The organism is Cedecea lapagei (assembly GCF_900635955.1).
In the GTDB taxonomy this organism is placed as follows: Bacteria; Pseudomonadota; Gammaproteobacteria; order Enterobacterales; family Enterobacteriaceae; genus Cedecea; species Cedecea lapagei.
On record NZ_LR134201.1, the window covers coordinates 3,777,439 to 3,793,404 of the forward strand.

Annotated in this window: 14 protein-coding genes and 1 pseudogene; 9 read left to right on the top strand and 6 right to left on the bottom strand. The window is 57.3% G+C overall.

Annotated elements, in window-relative coordinates:
• Window positions 1-116: 116 nt before the first annotated feature.
• Together mrcB and hrpB are read right to left on the bottom strand one after the other, a co-directional pair.
• A pseudogene (gene mrcB / locus EL098_RS18410) lies at window positions 117-2,673 on the bottom strand (bifunctional glycosyl transferase/transpeptidase).
• Window positions 2,674-2,777: 104 nt separating this feature from the next.
• Window positions 2,778-5,213 carry an ATP-dependent helicase HrpB gene (hrpB, locus tag EL098_RS18415; RefSeq protein ID WP_126357509.1) on the bottom strand — a complete coding sequence of 812 codons (2,436 nt, stop codon included), beginning with the start codon at window positions 5,211-5,213 and terminating at the stop codon, window positions 2,778-2,780.
• 73 nt (window positions 5,214-5,286) lie between these two features.
• Between hrpB and thpR the strand changes: the two genes are divergently transcribed.
• The 9 genes from thpR to panD all read left to right on the top strand — a co-directional run bounded on the left by thpR (window position 5,287) and on the right by panD (window position 12,246).
• Window positions 5,287-5,826 carry an RNA 2',3'-cyclic phosphodiesterase gene (thpR, locus tag EL098_RS18420; protein WP_126357510.1) on the top strand — a complete coding sequence of 180 codons (540 nt, stop codon included), beginning with the start codon at window positions 5,287-5,289 and terminating at the stop codon, window positions 5,824-5,826.
• A complete protein-coding gene (sfsA, locus tag EL098_RS18425; RefSeq protein WP_126357511.1) occupies window positions 5,827-6,531 on the top strand; it encodes a DNA/RNA nuclease SfsA in 705 nt (234 codons plus the stop codon).
• 190 nt (window positions 6,532-6,721) lie between these two features.
• Window positions 6,722-7,177 carry an RNA polymerase-binding protein DksA gene (gene dksA, locus EL098_RS18435; protein WP_038475474.1) on the top strand — a complete coding sequence of 152 codons (456 nt, stop codon included), beginning with the start codon at window positions 6,722-6,724 and terminating at the stop codon, window positions 7,175-7,177.
• Window positions 7,178-7,249: 72 nt separating this feature from the next.
• Complete coding sequence (gluQRS, locus tag EL098_RS18440) at window positions 7,250-8,134, top strand: tRNA glutamyl-Q(34) synthetase GluQRS (protein ID WP_126357512.1); 885 nt, start codon at window positions 7,250-7,252, stop codon at window positions 8,132-8,134.
• Between the two features lie 56 nt (window positions 8,135-8,190).
• Complete coding sequence (gene pcnB / locus EL098_RS18445; protein WP_232012460.1) at window positions 8,191-9,591, top strand: polynucleotide adenylyltransferase PcnB; 1,401 nt, start codon at window positions 8,191-8,193, stop codon at window positions 9,589-9,591.
• A complete protein-coding gene (gene folK, locus EL098_RS18450; protein WP_126357514.1) occupies window positions 9,588-10,067 on the top strand; it encodes a 2-amino-4-hydroxy-6-hydroxymethyldihydropteridine diphosphokinase in 480 nt (159 codons plus the stop codon). Before pcnB ends, folK begins: the two co-directional genes overlap by 4 nt.
• Before the next feature lie 44 nt (window positions 10,068-10,111).
• Window positions 10,112-10,906, top strand: coding sequence for a 3-methyl-2-oxobutanoate hydroxymethyltransferase (gene panB / locus EL098_RS18455; protein WP_126357515.1), 795 nt, complete (start codon window positions 10,112-10,114; stop codon window positions 10,904-10,906).
• A gap of 13 nt (window positions 10,907-10,919) precedes the next feature.
• Window positions 10,920-11,774: a pantoate--beta-alanine ligase gene (gene panC / locus EL098_RS18460; protein WP_126357516.1), complete on the top strand. Its 855-nt coding sequence runs from the start codon at window positions 10,920-10,922 to the stop codon at window positions 11,772-11,774.
• A gap of 91 nt (window positions 11,775-11,865) precedes the next feature.
• On the top strand, window positions 11,866-12,246 hold the full coding sequence (panD, locus tag EL098_RS18465) for an aspartate 1-decarboxylase (protein ID WP_126357517.1): 381 nt from the start codon (window positions 11,866-11,868) through the stop codon (window positions 12,244-12,246).
• A gap of 64 nt (window positions 12,247-12,310) precedes the next feature.
• Here panD and EL098_RS18470 read toward each other — a convergent pair whose 3' ends face one another.
• The 4 genes from EL098_RS18470 to EL098_RS18485 all read right to left on the bottom strand — a co-directional run bounded on the left by EL098_RS18470 (window position 12,311) and on the right by EL098_RS18485 (window position 15,893).
• Window positions 12,311-13,561, bottom strand: a complete 1,251-nt coding sequence (locus tag EL098_RS18470) for a polysaccharide deacetylase family protein (protein WP_126357518.1) — start codon at window positions 13,559-13,561, stop codon at window positions 12,311-12,313.
• A gap of 94 nt (window positions 13,562-13,655) precedes the next feature.
• On the bottom strand, window positions 13,656-14,084 hold the full coding sequence (locus tag EL098_RS18475; protein WP_126357519.1) for a PTS sugar transporter subunit IIA: 429 nt from the start codon (window positions 14,082-14,084) through the stop codon (window positions 13,656-13,658).
• 115 nt (window positions 14,085-14,199) lie between these two features.
• Window positions 14,200-14,970, bottom strand: a complete 771-nt coding sequence (locus tag EL098_RS18480) for an ABC transporter permease (protein WP_126357520.1) — start codon at window positions 14,968-14,970, stop codon at window positions 14,200-14,202.
• Complete coding sequence (locus tag EL098_RS18485) at window positions 14,967-15,893, bottom strand: ABC transporter ATP-binding protein (RefSeq protein WP_126357521.1); 927 nt, start codon at window positions 15,891-15,893, stop codon at window positions 14,967-14,969. Before EL098_RS18485 ends, EL098_RS18480 begins: the two co-directional genes overlap by 4 nt.
• Window positions 15,894-15,966 lie beyond the last annotated feature (73 nt).

The window sequence follows — 15,966 nt, forward strand, 5'->3', positions numbered from 1 at the left end:
AACCTGATGGTTTATGAGGTGTTATTGGGGGGTGAAATTTAAGATAAAGAAGGTTTTGTTTTGTGTGCTTTCGGGGGAAATCCCTCTCCCATTCAAGGGAGAGGGGGAAGATAAGCTTAGTTGCTGCCGAACATATCCTTAATCCAGCCTGCAACGCCGTCGCTCTTCTGTTCCTGAGCTGGTTGCTGCTGAGGCTGCTGCTGCGGTTGTTGCTGCGGCTGCTGGCCTGCTGGCGTCTGGCTGAACGGATTCGCAGACTGCTCTTCCTGCTGGCTTTGCTGGCAGAGAGCACTCGGGTTCGTCGTCCAGACCGGCAGAACACGATCGCCACCGCCGCTGCACTGGAAGTAACCCGCGCCGTTGACGCTCATATCAACGATATCTTCCGGCTGAGTCAGATCCAGCGGGATCGGTGACTGATTCGACAGATAGCGCTGGTAAAGCGACATCGCGCCGCTTGCGCCATACAGCTTGGTCGGCTGGTTGTTATCGCGGCCAACCCAGGTAATGGTCACTTCGCGGCCATCAACGCCGGCAAACCAGGTATCGATATTGTTGTTGGTGGTGCCGGTTTTCCCCGCCAGATGCAGGTTCGGGTATTTCCCGCCCAGTGCACGCCCCGTACCACGGGCCACAACCTGCTGCATACCAAACAGCGTCAGGTAAGCCGCCTGCGCAGGCACTGCCTGTTCCGCCTGCGGGAAGCTCTGGTACAACACGGTGCCGTCTTCAGCAATCACCGAGCGCAGCGCGGAGAGCGTGGCGCGGTTACCGCCGCTGGCGATAGTCTGGAACGCTTGCGCAACCTGGATAGGCGTCAGGTTCAGCGCCCCCAGAATCATCGCTGGCACCGGGTTAAGCTGGTCTTTTGGCACCCCGAGCTTGGTCCAGGTATCGGTAATGGCCGGTAAACCAAGCGTCATCCCGAGGTTAACGGTCGGCACGTTCATCGAGCGCGTCAGCGCGTCGACCAGCATCACCTGCCCGCTGTACTGGTGGTTATCGTTCTGCGGCGACCACACCTGGCCATTCGACAGTTTGATACCAATTGGCGCATCGGCAAGCCAGGTATTAAGACGGAATTTATCCGGCTGGCTCAGCGCCGTCAGATAAGTGGCCGGTTTTGCCAGCGAGCCAATTGAACGACGAGCCTGCAGCGCACGGTTAAAGCCGGCAAACTGCGGTTCTGCCCCGCCGACAACCGCGCGGACTTCACCGGTAAAGCGGTCAACAATGACCATCGCCGCTTCCAGATCGTTCAGCTTGCGGGAGGCACGCAGCACCGGAACGCCTTCGGTCACCGCTTTTTCCGCCGCATCCTGGGACACGGAATCAAAAGTAGTGAAGATCTTCACGCCGGACAGATCTTTCACCTTGTCGCCCAGCTTGTCCTGAAGTTCCTGACGCACCATCTGCATAAAGGCTGGCTGCGGAGAGATTACGCCGCCGCGAGGCTGCACACCCAGAGGACGCGCGCTCAGCATGTCATACAGCTCCTGGTCGATCACCTTTTGCTCCTGCAGCAGACGCAGGACCAGGTTACGACGCTCAAGCGCCAGCTTCGGATTACGCCACGGGTTATACAGCGACGCCCCTTTCACCATCCCCACCAGCAGCGCCTGCTGGTCGAGGCTAAGCTCTTCGACCGGGCGGCCAAAGTAATAAAGGCTTGCCAGCGGGAAGCCGCGGATCTGATCGTCACCGCTCTGGCCGAGGTACACCTCGTTCAGATACAGCTCAAGGATGCGATCTTTATCGTAACGGGCATCCATGATCAGCGCCATGTAGGCTTCGTTAGCTTTACGCCACAGCGTGCGCTGGTTGCTGAGGAAGAGGTTTTTCACCAGCTGCTGGGTCAGCGTACTGCCGCCCTGCACCGCGCGTCCGGCCGTCAGGTTAGCGACAACCGCACGGCCAATGGAGTAAATGCTGATCCCGTCATGCTCATAGAAATGACGGTCTTCGGTGGCAATAAGCGTATCTACCAGCAAATCAGGGAAACCAGAGCGCGGCACGAACAGGCGCTGCTCGCCGTTTGGCGAAGAGAGCATGGTGATCAGGCGCGGATCGAGACGGAAAATCCCGAAGCTGCGGTTATTATCCATGTTCTGGATAGAGTCCAGGTGGCCGCCGTCAAACACCAGGCGCGCGCGGATCTGCCCCCTCTTTACCGTCCGGGAAGTCAAACGGACGGCGAATCAGCTCGATGTTGTTCCCCTGAACGGTAAACTCGCCCGGGCGTGTCATGCTCGACACCTGCCGGTACTGCGTCGCCTCAAGAAGCTTCACCATCTCCGCTTTGCTGTAAGGCATATCCGGCTCAAGGTTCACCATGCGGCCATACACCGCCGCCGGAAGCTGCCAGACTTTACCGTCAATACGGCTACGGATCTGCTGATCGAGGTAGACGCCGTAAATCACCAGCAACACAAAGAAGATGATCGCCAGCTTCACCAACAGCCAGAAGAAGCGGCGTTTTTTCGACGGTCGGCCCGATCCTTTACCCTTACCTTTTCCCTTACGCGGCGGCATTGGTTCCTCGTCTTCGTAGTCATCGTCTTCGTACTCGTCGTCATAATCCTCTTCCCTGAGTCGACGACGGCTCACCTTCTCTTTCGCCGGACGCGTTGGTTTTCCTTTACGTCCAATAGGCTCGCGGTCATTCCCCGCCATGCATCTTCTCCACAAAAGTTCAGGCGCAAAGGCCCGATTCTCCGTTCTTCCGCGCGATGCGAAAGAAGAAATCTCTCAAAGTGAGGGCACCAGATCCAGCGCCCTCAGGAATACTTTTTCGTGCGCCGGGTCGGTGCGGTATTCGCCGGATCGTCCGGCCAGACGTGTTTTGGGTAACGCCCTTTCATCTCTTTTTGCACTTCACGCCAAGCCCCGTTCCAGAACGCCGTCAAATCACGGGTGATCTGCAGCGGCCGCTGCGCCGGAGATAATAGCTCAAGCACCAGCGGAACGCGCCCTTCGGCAATACAGGGCGTCTGCGCCTCACCGAACATCTCCTGAATACGCACCGCCAGCGCGGGCGGGTTTTCGCTGTCATAGCGAATCGCGATCTGGCTTCCGGTCGGGACAGTGTAATGAGTTGGCAGTGCACTATCCAGCCGTTGACGCATCGGCCAGTCAAGCAAGTTGTTCAGCGCGCGATAAAGGTCGATATTTTTCAACGCCCGCAGCGAGGTCACGCCGCGCATTTCAGGCTGCAGCCACTCCTCAAGCGTTGCCAGCAGCGACTCATCATCTACTGCGGGCCACTTTTGCTCCGGCAACCAGCGAGCAGCGCAGGCCAGGCGCAATCGCAGCTGCTGCGCCGGCGCCGACCACTCAAGCAGGCCAAGCCCGCGCTCGCGGATCCCGTTTAAAATCGCCTGCTGCATTTCCTCTTCTGAAGGCTTCGCTAACAGCTGCGTTTTCACCACCAGCCTGCCGATTTGTCGACGGCGATACGCTGTTAACGACCCCCGCTCTTCATCCCACTCAACGGAGTCACTTTCCGTTAGCAGATGCGGCATACGAGCCACAAGCTCATCGATGTCCAGCGGTAGCGCCAGCAGGATACGGGCATCCGGCGACTGAGAGCCCTGCAGCAGCAGAGGAGCAACCAGCCATTCATGCCGCGTCATGGCGTCGTCCTTCTCCAGCATAGCGCCCATCCCGTTCGCTAACTGATAGCGGCCTTCAGCACCACGTCGCCGGGCAATACGATCCGTAAATCCATTTGCCAGCAGCGGCATTGCCAGCGAGATATCCGGCTCGCCGCCTCGTACATTCATTCTTTTCAGTAACTGGTGCGCTCTCTGCCGCCAGTTGCCGTTTCTGCTGTCGAAAATCGACCGCAAATCTCCGCCGCCCTGGGTCCGCGGCGGCTCTTCGAGGATCGCCGCAAGCCACGCAGCTGTGGCCTGCTCATCCGCCGTTTTGGCCGTAACCAACATTGAGGCGAGGCGCGGGTCATTGCCCAGCTGCGCCATCTTTTGCCCCAGGGCGGTTAAGCGCTGCCGATCGTCCACAGCGCCAAGTTGACGCAGGAGCCGGGTGGCGGCCGCCAGGTTAACCTCCGGCGGCACATCAAGCCAGGTGAGCTGGCGCAGATCCTGACAGCCCCACAGCAGCAGCTCAAGAAGCAGGCCAGAGAGATCGCTTTGTAAGATCTCCGGCTCGCTCTGCGCCGCCGCGCGCTCGGCCTGTTCAGCAGCGATAAGATGCAGGCAGATCCCCGGCTCCAGACGCCCGGCACGCCCTGCTCGCTGGGTCATGGAGGCCTGGCTTACGCGCTGGGTGACCAGCCGGGTAAGGCCGGTGCGAGCATCAAAGCGGGCGACGCGCTCCTGGGCCGCATCAACCACCAGACGAATGCCTTCGATGGTCAGGCTGGTCTCGGCGATATTAGTCGCCAGCACCACCTTTCGGGTTCCCGCAGCGGCAGGCAAAATCGCCTTCCTCTGTTCGCTAAGCGGCAAAGCGCCATACAGCGGGCAGAGCTGAACGTCACTCGCTACGCGCTCTTTTAGCTGCTCCAGCACGCGCTGAATTTCACCCACGCCGGGTAAAAACAGCAGCAGCGATCCGGACTCTTCACGCAGCAGCCCGGAAACGGCGTTAGCCACGGCCTCATCAAAACGCTGGTGAGCGGGTAATGCCCCATAGCGGCGTTCAACCGGAAAAGCTCGGCCTTCGGAGGTAATGACTGGCGCATCAGGCAGGCACTGCTGCAGGCGTTGGTTGTCCAGCGTTGCGGACATGATCAGGATCTTAAGGTCATCACGCAGCCCGGCCTGCACGTCCAGCAGCAGCGCCAGGGCGAGATCGGCCTGCAGGCTGCGCTCATGAAACTCATCGAGGATCACCAGCCCAATGCCGCTAAGCTCGGGATCCTGTTGGATCAGCCGCGTTAAAATCCCCTCGGTAACGACTTCAAGTCGGGTATTGGGCCCAACGCAGCTGTCGGCTCGCATCCGGTAACCAACGGTTTCGCCCGGTTTTTCCCCCAGCAGTTCGGCTAACCGCTGGGCAACGTTGCGGGCGGCAAGACGACGTGGTTCAAGCAGCAAAATGCGGCCTTGCAGCGAACTTTGCTGAAGGATTTGCAGCGGCAGCCAGGTCGATTTACCTGCGCCGGTAGGGGCATTGAGCAAAACTTGCGGGGCGGACTCGAGCGCTTTAAGCACTTCCGGCAGTACGGCCGCAACCGGTAATGAGGACACAAACGGCTCCAAAGGGTTAACATCAGCAGTCGCGCATTGTAGCATCCCGCCAAACCATAACCGAGAGACAACCATGGCCGAAAATCGCCGCCTGTTTTTTGCCCTGACGTTACCGTCCGAGGTTCAGCAGCAGATTATCCACTGGCGTGCTGCCCAGTTCCCGGCGGAGGCTGGCCGACCGGTAGCCGCGGCCAATTTGCACCTCACGCTGGCTTTTTTAGGGGATGTCTCCGACGAAAAGCGTCAGGCGCTATGCCGCCTCGCCGGTCGCATTAGCCAGCCCGGTTTTACCCTTCAGCTGGATGATGCCGGGCAGTGGCTGCGCTCAAGCGTCGTGTGGCTGGGGCCGCGCCAGGCTCCGCGAGGCTTACTACAGTTAGCCAACATGTTACGTTCCCAGGCCGCACGCAGCGGCTGCTATCAGTCTCCGCAGCCGTTTCATCCTCACGTTACGCTGTACCGCAATGCGATTCGTTCCGTCTCGCTCCCGGCACCTGGCTTTAGCTGGCAGTTCCGGGTCAATGAGTTTTCACTGTATGAATCCCTCTTTGAGCAGGGAAGAACCCGCTATCAGGCACTGGAGCACTGGTCGCTGACTAATAAGGAAGAGTAGATGGAGTTTTCACCCGCCCTGCAGCCCGCCAGGCTTATCAAACGCTATAAACGTTTTCTGGCCGACGTGGTAACGGCCGATGGCGAGACGATGACGCTGCACTGCCCCAATACCGGCGCAATGACCGGCTGCGCCACGCCGGGTGACACCGTCTGGTACTCAACTTCCGCCAGCGCTACGCGTAAATACCCCCATACATGGGAGCTTACGCAAACGCAAAAGGATGAGATCATCTGCGTGAATACCCTACGCGCGAACATGCTGGTCAGGGAGATGCTGATGACTTCGCCTCCTGCGGCGCTCGCGGGCTATGACAGCATTCAGGCCGAAGTGAAATACGGTGAAGAGCGCAGCAGAATTGACTTCATGTTACAGGCGTGTAACAAGGTTAACTGCTATATTGAAGTGAAATCAGTCACGTTACTTGAGCAGGATAAAGGCTATTTTCCCGATGCCGTTAGCCTGCGAGGCCAGAAGCATTTAAGAGAGTTGATGAATGTGGTTCAGCAAGGAGAGCGCGCGGTGCTACTGTTTGCGGTGTTGCATTCTGCTATAAATAGCGTCTCGCCAGCGCGCCACATTGATGAGAAGTATGCGCGGCTGCTAACCGAGGCGCAGCAGTGTGGGGTTGAAATTATCGCCTGGAAGGCAGAACTTTCTGCCGAGGGGATGACTCTAACTACGCCGTTGCCTGTCTATTTATGAAAGTATCTGGTTAAGGGCAGATAACGTATTGTCTTTTTTATAGTCGGGTCGTTTCGCAAATAAGCTTTTCTTCACACGGTTGTCAAGAGAGGAGTTTATATAATTGCCATCCTGAAAAGCATCTGCTATTTATAGCGGCCTGATTTTACCCCGACAGGGGACCGATAAGTGCGTGTTAAGGAGAAACAACATGCAAGAAGGGCAAAAGCGTAAAACATCGTCCCTGAGTATTCTCGCCATCGCTGGGGTGGAGCCATACCAGGAGAAAACGGGCGAAGAGTACATGAACGAAGCCCAGCTGTCGCACTTCAAGCGCATTCTTGAAGCATGGCGTAATCAGCTCATGGACGAGGTAGATCGCACCGTTTCGCATATGCAGGATGAAGCGGCTAACTTCCCGGACCCGGTAGACCGCGCGGCCCAGGAAGAAGAGTTCAGCCTCGAATTGCGTAACCGCGATCGTGAACGCAAGTTGATCAAAAAGATCGAAAAAACGCTCAAGAAAGTGGAAGACGAAGATTTCGGCTACTGCGAATCCTGCGGTGTGGAAATCGGCATTCGTCGCCTTGAAGCTCGTCCGACAGCTGATTTGTGTATCGACTGCAAAACGTTGGCAGAAATCCGCGAAAAACAGATGGCCGGCTAACGGCCCTCGGAAATGCCAGACCTCTATGGCGGGAGATTCTCCCGCCATATTACTTTATTGCTCCCCAAAAACATGTCAGCTCAACTCTACATTGGCCGCTTTGCTCCCTCACCTTCCGGTGAACTGCATTTTGGCTCACTGATAGCCGCCCTTGGCAGCTACCTTCAGGCGCGCTCGCAGCAGGGCCGCTGGCTGGTCCGCATCGAAGATATCGATCCCCCGCGTGAAGTGCCCGGCGCCGCCGACACCATTCTCAGACAGCTTGAGCACTATGGGCTGCATTGGGATGGCGAAGTCCTGTGGCAATCCCGGCGTCACGACGCCTATCGCGCCGCGCTGGCGTGGCTGCAGCAGCAGGGGCTGAGCTATTACTGTACCTGCACCCGCAGCCGTATCCAGCAGATTGGCGGTTTCTACGACGGCCATTGCCGGACGTTGGGCAACCCTCCGCACAATGCGGCGATGCGGCTGGTACAAAACAATCCGGTGCTCAGCTTCCATGACGGCCTGCGCGGGCGACTAAATGCGGACGCTGCTCTGGCGCGGGAAGATTTCATCATTCATCGCCGCGACGGTCTGTTCGCCTATAATCTTGCTGTGGTCGTGGATGACCATTTTCAGGGCGTGACGGAGATTGTGCGCGGGGCAGATTTGATTGAGCCAACGGTGAGGCAAATCTCGCTGTATCAGCAACTTGGCTGGCCTGCGCCGGACTATATTCATCTGCCGCTGGCGTTAAATGAGCAAGGTTCGAAGCTGTCCAAACAGAATCACGCGCCCGCGCTGCCTCAGGGCGATCCTCGCCCGCTGCTGGTAGAGGCGTTGCGCTTTTTAAATCAACAAGTAGCGGACGACTGGCAGGATCTTACGCTGGAAAAGCTGCTTGCACAGGCCGTGGTTAACTGGTCGCTTCATAATGTGCCGGTGAATACATCATTCTCAAATGCCGCGCACTGAGCTATGATTAGCCGCTGTTTTTTTTGTCCCTATGATTGACACTGCCGAGGTGGACTATTTTTACCCGAGTCGCTAATTTTTGCCGCAAGGTGCTTAACCGCGATGACGTCGTGGTCGAGGAGAACGAAACTCTCCCGCACATTACTGTTATTCCGCGCGATCAGCACGCTATTTCCCGCAAAGATATCAGTGAAAATGCCCTCAAGGTGCTCTACCGTTTGAACAAAGCAGGCTACGAGGCCTACCTCGTTGGCGGCGGCGTCCGTGACCTGCTGCTGGGCAAAAAACCGAAGGACTTCGACGTCACCACCAGCGCAACCCCGGATCAGGTACGTAAGCTGTTCCGTAACTGCCGCCTGGTAGGCCGCCGCTTCCGTCTGGCTCACGTCATGTTTGGGCCAGAGATTATCGAAGTGGCCACCTTCCGTGGTCACCATGAAGAGCAGCAGCCGGCTGACCGCCAGACCTCACAGCGCGGCCAAAACGGCATGCTGCTGCGCGACAACATCTTCGGTTCTATCGAAGAAGATGCTCAACGTCGCGACTTCACCATCAATAGCCTTTACTACAGCGTTGCCGATTTCTCCGTACGTGACTACGTTGGCGGCCTGAACGATCTGAACAAAGGGATCATCCGACTGATTGGCGACCCGGAAACGCGCTACCGTGAAGATCCGGTGCGTATGCTGCGCGCCGTGCGCTTTGCCGCCAAACTTAACATGACCATCAGCCCGGAAACCGGCGAGCCGATCCCTCGCCTGGCAACGCTGCTTAACGACGTGCCGCCGGCGCGTTTATTTGAGGAGTCGCTCAAGCTCCTGCAGGCCGGATACGGTTTTGAAACCTACCAGCTGCTGCGTGAATATCAGCTGTTCCAGCCGCTGTTCCCGATCATCACCCGCTACTTTACCGAGCAGGGCGACAGCCCGATGGAGCGCATTATTGCGCTGGTGCTGAAGAATACGGATAACCGCATTCATAACGATATGCGCGTCAACCCGGCGTTCCTGTTTGCGGCGATGTTCTGGTATCCGCAGCTGGAAATGGCGCAGAAGATTGCCCAGGAAAGCGGCCTTGCCTACTACGATGCCTTCGCGCTGGCGATGAATGAAGTGCTGGATGAAGCCTGCCGTGCGCTGGCGATTCCGAAACGCATTACCACGCTGGTACGTGATATCTGGGGCCTGCAGCTTCGACTGTCTCGCCGCCAGGGCAAACGCGCCTGGAAGCTGATGGAGCATCCTAAGTTCCGTGCGTCTTACGACCTGCTGGCGCTGCGCGCTGAGGTTGAGAACAACCAGGAGCTGCTGCGTCTGACCAAATGGTGGGGTGAGTTCCAGGTGGCGGCACCGCCGATGCAAAAAGATATGCTGAACGACCTGGGCGATGAGCCAGCAGCCCGCCGCCGCACGCGTCGCCCACGCAAACGTGCGCCACGCCGCGAAGGCAACGCATGACCCTCGCGTATATCGCGCTGGGCAGTAACCAGGCGTCACCGCTGGAGCAGGTCTCATCTGCCCTTGACGCCCTTGCCGCCATTCCACAAAGCCGAATGGTGGCAACTTCTTCGTTTTACCGCACTCCCCCGCTGGGCCCGCAGGATCAGCCTGATTATCTGAATGCTGCCGTGATACTGGATACCGACCTGTCTGCCGAAGCGCTGTTAGACCATACTCAACGTATCGAACTTGAGCAGGGTCGCGTGCGTAAAGAAGAGCGCTGGGGGCCGCGTACTTTAGATCTCGATATTATGCTGTTTGGCGATCGGGTCATTCATACCGACCGCCTGACCGTGCCCCATTACGATATGAAAAACCGTGCGTTTATGCTGGTGCCTCTTCTGGAAATAGCACCAGAATGCCGCTTTCCTGACGGGCAATCTGCCGCTGAGATACTGGCTGGCCTCTCTCAGGAGGGCATTACCCGCTGGTAAACAGCGCGCCCGTATCCTGTTCAAACCTTTCTCCGGGGATGATGATGAAACCCACTACCACCTCCACCCTGCGCAAGCTCAAGCAGGACAACAAGAAATTCGCCACCCTTACCGCCTATGACTTCAGCTTCGCTAAGCTGTTTGCTGACGAAGGCGTTGGCGTCCTGCTGGTTGGCGACTCGCTGGGCATGACGGTTCAGGGGAACGACTCTACGCTGCCGGTCACGGTGGAAGACATTGCCTATCACACCCGCGCGGTCCGCCGCGGCGCACCACATTGCCTGCTGCTGGCTGACCTGCCATTTATGGCCTACGCCACGCCGGAGCAGGCATTTGCCAACTCCGCGGAAGTGATGCGCGCCGGAGCCAACATGGTAAAGATCGAAGGCGGTCGCTGGCTGGCTGAGACGGTAAAAATGCTCACCGAGCGTGCAGTCCCGGTCTGCGGCCATCTCGGCCTTACGCCGCAGTCGGTAAATATTTTCGGCGGGTATAAAGTTCAGGGCCGCGACGAGCTGGCTGCTCAGACGCTGCTGGACGACGCCCTGGCGCTGGAAGCCGCAGGTGCCCAGCTGTTGGTGCTGGAATGCGTGCCGGTTGAGCTGGCCAGGCGCGTTACCGAAGCCCTTTCTATTCCCGTTATTGGCATTGGCGCGGGCAACGTCACGGACGGGCAGATTCTGGTAATGCATGATGCTTTCGGCATCACCGGCGGCCATATTCCAAAGTTTGCGAAGAATTTCCTCGCAGAAACCGGCGATATTCGTGCCGCTGTGCGGCAGTACATTAGTGAAGTCGAATCCGGCAGCTACCCGGGCAACGAACACAGTTTTTTCTGACAGGAGACAGGTTGTGCTGATTATCGAAACGTTACCGCTGCTGCGCCAGCAGATTCGCCGCTGGCGCCAGGAAGGGAAACGCATCGCCCTGGTGCCGACCATGGGCAACCTGCACGATGGGCATATGACGCTGGTTGAAGAAGCCAAAGCCGCTGCCGATGTGGTAGTGGTCAGTATTTTCGTCAACCCGATGCAGTTTGACAGGCCGGACGACCTGGCCCGCTATCCGCGTACGCTGCAGGAAGACTGCGAGAAGCTGAACCGCCGAAAGGTGGATATGGTCTTCGCCCCGGCGCCGGCGGATGTTTATCCTCAGGGCCTCGACACGCAAACCTTTGTGGATGTCCCGGGTATCTCCACCATGCTGGAGGGCGCAAGCCGCCCCGGGCATTTCCGTGGCGTATCCACCATCGTCAGCAAGCTGTTCAACCTGGTGCAACCCGACGTCGCCTGCTTCGGCCAGAAGGATTATCAGCAGCTGGCGCTGATCCGTAAGATGGTTGCCGACATGGGTTACGACATTGAGATTATTGGCGTGCCTACCGTACGGGCGAAAGACGGCCTGGCGCTCAGCTCCCGCAATGGCTACCTGACCGCCGACCAGCGCAAAATCGCCCCCGGCTTAAGCAAGGTGATGAACGGCCTGGCCGACAAGCTGCGCAATGGCGATCGTGATACCGAAGAGATGCTGATCATCGCGGCGACAGAGCTGAATGAAAAAGGCTTCCGTTCGGACGACCTGCAAATCCGCGATGCGGAGACGCTGCTGGAGCTGTCGCCGGACAGCAAACGCGCGGTGATCCTGATGGCGGCCTGGCTTGGTCAGGCGCGACTGATTGATAACGTTACCGTCGAACTGGCGCAGTAGACAGCCTAAATAAAAAGGGCAATACTGCCTCGAATATCCACGGCGCTGAAGGTATCAGCGCTTTTTAAGCCCAGTAACAAAGGTTCAAGTTATGATTCGCACTATGCTGCAAGGCAAGTTACACCGCGTCAAAGTGACTCAGGCGGACTTGCATTACGAAGGCTCCTGCGCCATCGATCAGGACTTCCTTGAGGCGGCAGGCATTCTGGAATATGAAGCCATCGACATCTACAACGTGACCAACGGCAAGCGTTTCTCAACCTACGCTATCGCCGGTGAGCGCGGCTCCAGAATCATCTCTGTTAACGGCGCGGCGGCACACTGTGCCGATGTCGGCGATATCCTGATTATCGCCAGCTATGTGACCATGCCGGACGAACAGGCCCGCAGCTGGCAGCCGAAAGTGGCCTATTTTGACGGTGAAAACGAGATGAAACGCCTCGCGAAAGCCGTGCCGGTTCAGGTGGCGTAACCCCCGCCTCTCGCCCTAACCCTCTCCCCACGTGGGAGAGGGTATCGAACAAAACTGCTTTAACTCACGACTCAGGCTGATTGGTGATCGTCCTCGACATCGTCTCCAGCGAATCCGTCCTCATAATATAAAGCCGCTTTAACAGGAACGGGTTATCGCCCGGCTTCACCTTGCCACGCACCGTCGTGACCGCCATATGGAAACCAGCATCATTTGCCGCTTTCACCGCGGTAGCGTTATAGCCACCGAACGGGTAGGACAGATAAAGCACGTGCGGATTGAACTGCGATAGCGCGCGGCGCGAGTGCTCAAAATCAAACAGGATATTGTGGTAGCTGCGGCTCAGAAGGATCGGGCGGCGATAGTTATCCACGCGGTGCAGGAAGTGGGTATGCGACTGAACATCAAACACGCTCTGGATCGCTTCCAGCTCTGAGATACTCATAAACTGCAGAGATTTAGGATTCCACTGCTGCGGATGCCGCTTAATGCGTGAGGAGATGATGTAGGCCGTTGCTTTAAAGCCATACTGCTTAAGAATCGGGAACGCATAGCGATACACCGATTTCAGGCCGTCATCAAAGGTGATCACCACCGAACGCGCAGGCAGATTCATGCGGTTTCGCACATAGCCTTCCAGCTGATACATCGTCAACGTGGTATAGCCCATATCGCGCAGCCAGGTCATCTGGTTGCTGAAGGCGACCACCGAGGTCGTCGTGGATGTATGGCGGAAACGGGTGTTTTCCTCATCGCGCAGAATATGGTGATAGGTCAGAACCGGAATACCGTTGTCCGGCTGCGCGTCCAGGCTGCTGATGTAGCCCAGGCGATTGCCAAGACGAATCTGATACCAGGTCTGGTTAAGGCGATCTTTCAGCTTGCCGATGATCGGGTAGCGCAGGTTATCCGCCAGGGTGCCGAACACCTCAGAAGAGGTGGCAGGTTCGCTATAAATCGCCACATCGCGGAAGGTGATCAAGTTCTGGTTACTCAGCGGTTTGTTGAGATCGCCAAGCCGGTCTTCGACCCGTTGCTTGCCTTTTACCGGGGCGAGGTGCGCCTTGTCGATAAATCCGGTACCGAAACCAAAGTTAAATTCATAGTAGTCCGCCGCCGTCGGCACGACCGCCAGGATCTGCCCCTGCCCGATCCTGCCTACGGAGATCACGCTATCACCGACCTGCGCCCAGATATCGGCATCCTCGGTGGTTTGCATATATTGGGCCGGCGTATCGTGGCTACTGAGCAGGCTGGCCTGGGCGGTACCGCTGCTGATGACCAGTATGAGGCAATAAATAAGGCGAGTTAACATGGCAAATTAGTCAGTTCGGGTCGGGAAGAGGGAAGGAATTCATTATTTTAGCAAAAGATGGGTGAATACCAACCTGAATAGATTAATACCCTTACTATTTGTGCAGTAACAAGAAAGGCGGATTCTTTTGCTGCTGATGCCAGAGGCTGGATACCGCCTCTCCGCCGAGCTCCACGATGCGCTGGCGAAACGCTTCGCTGGAGACGTTTTCACGCTGTTCGCGCATGATAATAAGCAGCGGAAGCGTCACGCCAGAGATCACTTCGCAGTGCTCATGCTTATGGTTCATCAGCGCCGCGGTACGGTATGGCGCATCGCCGGTAATATCGGTCAGAAAGATAACGCCGTCTCCCGAGCAGCAATGGTGCAGCGCGTCACACATCATCCGGCTTAGCATATTGGTGCTCAGCCCTTTCCAGAAATTAACCGCACAGCACTGCGGCTGCGGACCGAAGCGCTGTTCGAGGGCCTCCAGCATTTTTTGTGCGTAGTCGTCGTGTCCGGCAATGACCCAGCCCAGCATAAAGTCTCTCCTGTTAATGGAGCAACAGTGTGCCAGAACGTCGAAGAAGTAGCCTGATGCGTATCAAAATGGCGTAAGAAAAATCCCCCTGAGGCGGGGGATTGAGGAGAGAGTATCAGGTACGCAGGCCGCGGCCGCGCTGAATGAGATACCAGCACAACAGATAAAAAAGGATGATAAAGATTGCCAGCACGCCCACGGTGGTCACCAGCGGCACATCAGTAATGCCAAGGAAACCAAAGCGGAAGCCGCTGATCATGTAGACAATCGGGTTCAGGTGCGACAGCGCCTGCCAGAACGGCGGTAGCAGCGTCAGGGAGTAAAACACCCCGCCCAGGTAGGTCAGCGGCGTCAGCACGAAGGTCGGGATCAGGCTGATATCATCGAACGTTTTGGCGAAAACGGCGTTCAGCAGGCCAGCCAGCGAGAACAGCACGGCCGTCAGCACCAGCGTCAGCGCCACGAACAGCCAGGAGTGCACCTGGAACGGCACGAAGAACAGCGACACCGCCGTCACCAGCACGCCTACGCACAGCCCGCGAGCAACGCCGCCGCCGACATAGCCCGCAATAATCACGTGCGTTGGCACCGGCGCCACCAGCAGCTCTTCAATGTTGCGCTGGAATTTGGCGCTAAAGAACGACGAGGCAACGTTCGCGTAGGCGTTGGTGATCACCGCCATCATAATCAGGCCCGGCACGATAAACTGCATATAGGTGAAGCCGTGCATTTCGCCGATACGCGAGCCAATCAGGTTGCCAAAGATAATAAAGTACAGGGTCATGGTAATGACCGGCGGAACCAGCGTCTGGATCCAGATACGGGCGAAGCGGTGAACCTCTTTGGTCCAAATGCTTTTCAGCGCCACCCAGTACAGCTGCATCATGACCGATCCCCTTGTTTACCGTTTACCAGCGTCACGAACAGCTCTTCGAGACGGTTCGCTTTGTTACGCATACTCTGCACCTGAATGCCCTGCGCGCTGAGCTGGCTGAACACGCTGTTAACGCCCTGCTCGCGGAGCACTTCCACCTCAAGCGTGGAGGTGTCCACCAGGCGATACTGATAGCCGTCCAGCTTAGGCAGCGGGCTCTTAGGCGCCAGATCCAGGATGAAGGTTTCTGACTTCAGCTTGGAGAGCAGAGATTTCATTGAAGTGTTCTCTACCAGCTCACCGCGCTGGATAATACCGATGTTGCGGCACAGCATTTCGGCTTCTTCCAGGTAGTGGGTGGTCAGAATAATGGTGGTACCTTTGTCGTTGAGATCTTTAAGGAATCCCCACATCGAGCGGCGCAGTTCGATGTCGACCCCGGCGGTCGGTTCATCCAGGATCAACAGCTTCGGCTCGTGCATCAGCGCACGCGCTATCATCAGGCGGCGCTTCATCCCCCCGGAGAGCATGCGGGCACGTTCGTTGCGTTTTTCCCACAAATCGAGCTGTTTTAAATACTTTTCGCTGCGTGCTATCGCTTCACTGCGCTCCACGCCATAGTAGCCAGCCTGATGCACGACGATCTGCTGCACCGTCTCAAACGGGTTGAAGTTGAATTCCTGTGGGACAAGGCCGAGCTGGCGTTTAGCGTTGACCACATCCTTTTGCAGGTCATAGCCGAACACCCGCACGCGGCCGGAGGTTTTATTCACCAGCGAGCTAATGATGCCGATGGTGGTGGATTTGCCCGCGCCGTTAGGGCCGAGTAGCGCATAGAAATCGCCCGCCTCAACGCGAAGATCTATACCGCGCAGCGCCTGAACGCCGCCGGGATAGGTTTTCGTTAACTGCTCCAGTTCCAATGCAATTGTCATGGATATTTACTTACCTTAGTTCGGTACTTGTTTGAGAATTCGTTGAGTTACCCTATATTACCCATCGCACTTC

Bases quoted from the DNA above. Each gene is read 5' to 3' on its own strand.
- EL098_RS18480 (WP_126357520.1), bottom strand. From the start codon at position 14,970: ATGATGCAGCTGTACTGGGTGGCGCTGAAAAGCATTTGGACCAAAGAG.
- gluQRS (WP_126357512.1), top strand. From the start codon at position 7,250: ATGTCAGCTCAACTCTACATTGGCCGCTTTGCTCCCTCACCTTCCGGT.
- thpR (WP_126357510.1), top strand. From the start codon at position 5,287: ATGGCCGAAAATCGCCGCCTGTTTTTTGCCCTGACGTTACCGTCCGAG.
- EL098_RS18470 (WP_126357518.1), bottom strand. From the start codon at position 13,561: ATGTTAACTCGCCTTATTTATTGCCTCATACTGGTCATCAGCAGCGGT.
- dksA (WP_038475474.1), top strand. From the start codon at position 6,722: ATGCAAGAAGGGCAAAAGCGTAAAACATCGTCCCTGAGTATTCTCGCC.
- sfsA (WP_126357511.1), top strand. From the start codon at position 5,827: ATGGAGTTTTCACCCGCCCTGCAGCCCGCCAGGCTTATCAAACGCTAT.
- EL098_RS18475 (WP_126357519.1), bottom strand. From the start codon at position 14,084: ATGCTGGGCTGGGTCATTGCCGGACACGACGACTACGCACAAAAAATG.
- EL098_RS18485 (WP_126357521.1), bottom strand. From the start codon at position 15,893: ATGACAATTGCATTGGAACTGGAGCAGTTAACGAAAACCTATCCCGGC.
- panD (WP_126357517.1), top strand. From the start codon at position 11,866: ATGATTCGCACTATGCTGCAAGGCAAGTTACACCGCGTCAAAGTGACT.
- folK (WP_126357514.1), top strand. From the start codon at position 9,588: ATGACCCTCGCGTATATCGCGCTGGGCAGTAACCAGGCGTCACCGCTG.
- panB (WP_126357515.1), top strand. From the start codon at position 10,112: ATGAAACCCACTACCACCTCCACCCTGCGCAAGCTCAAGCAGGACAAC.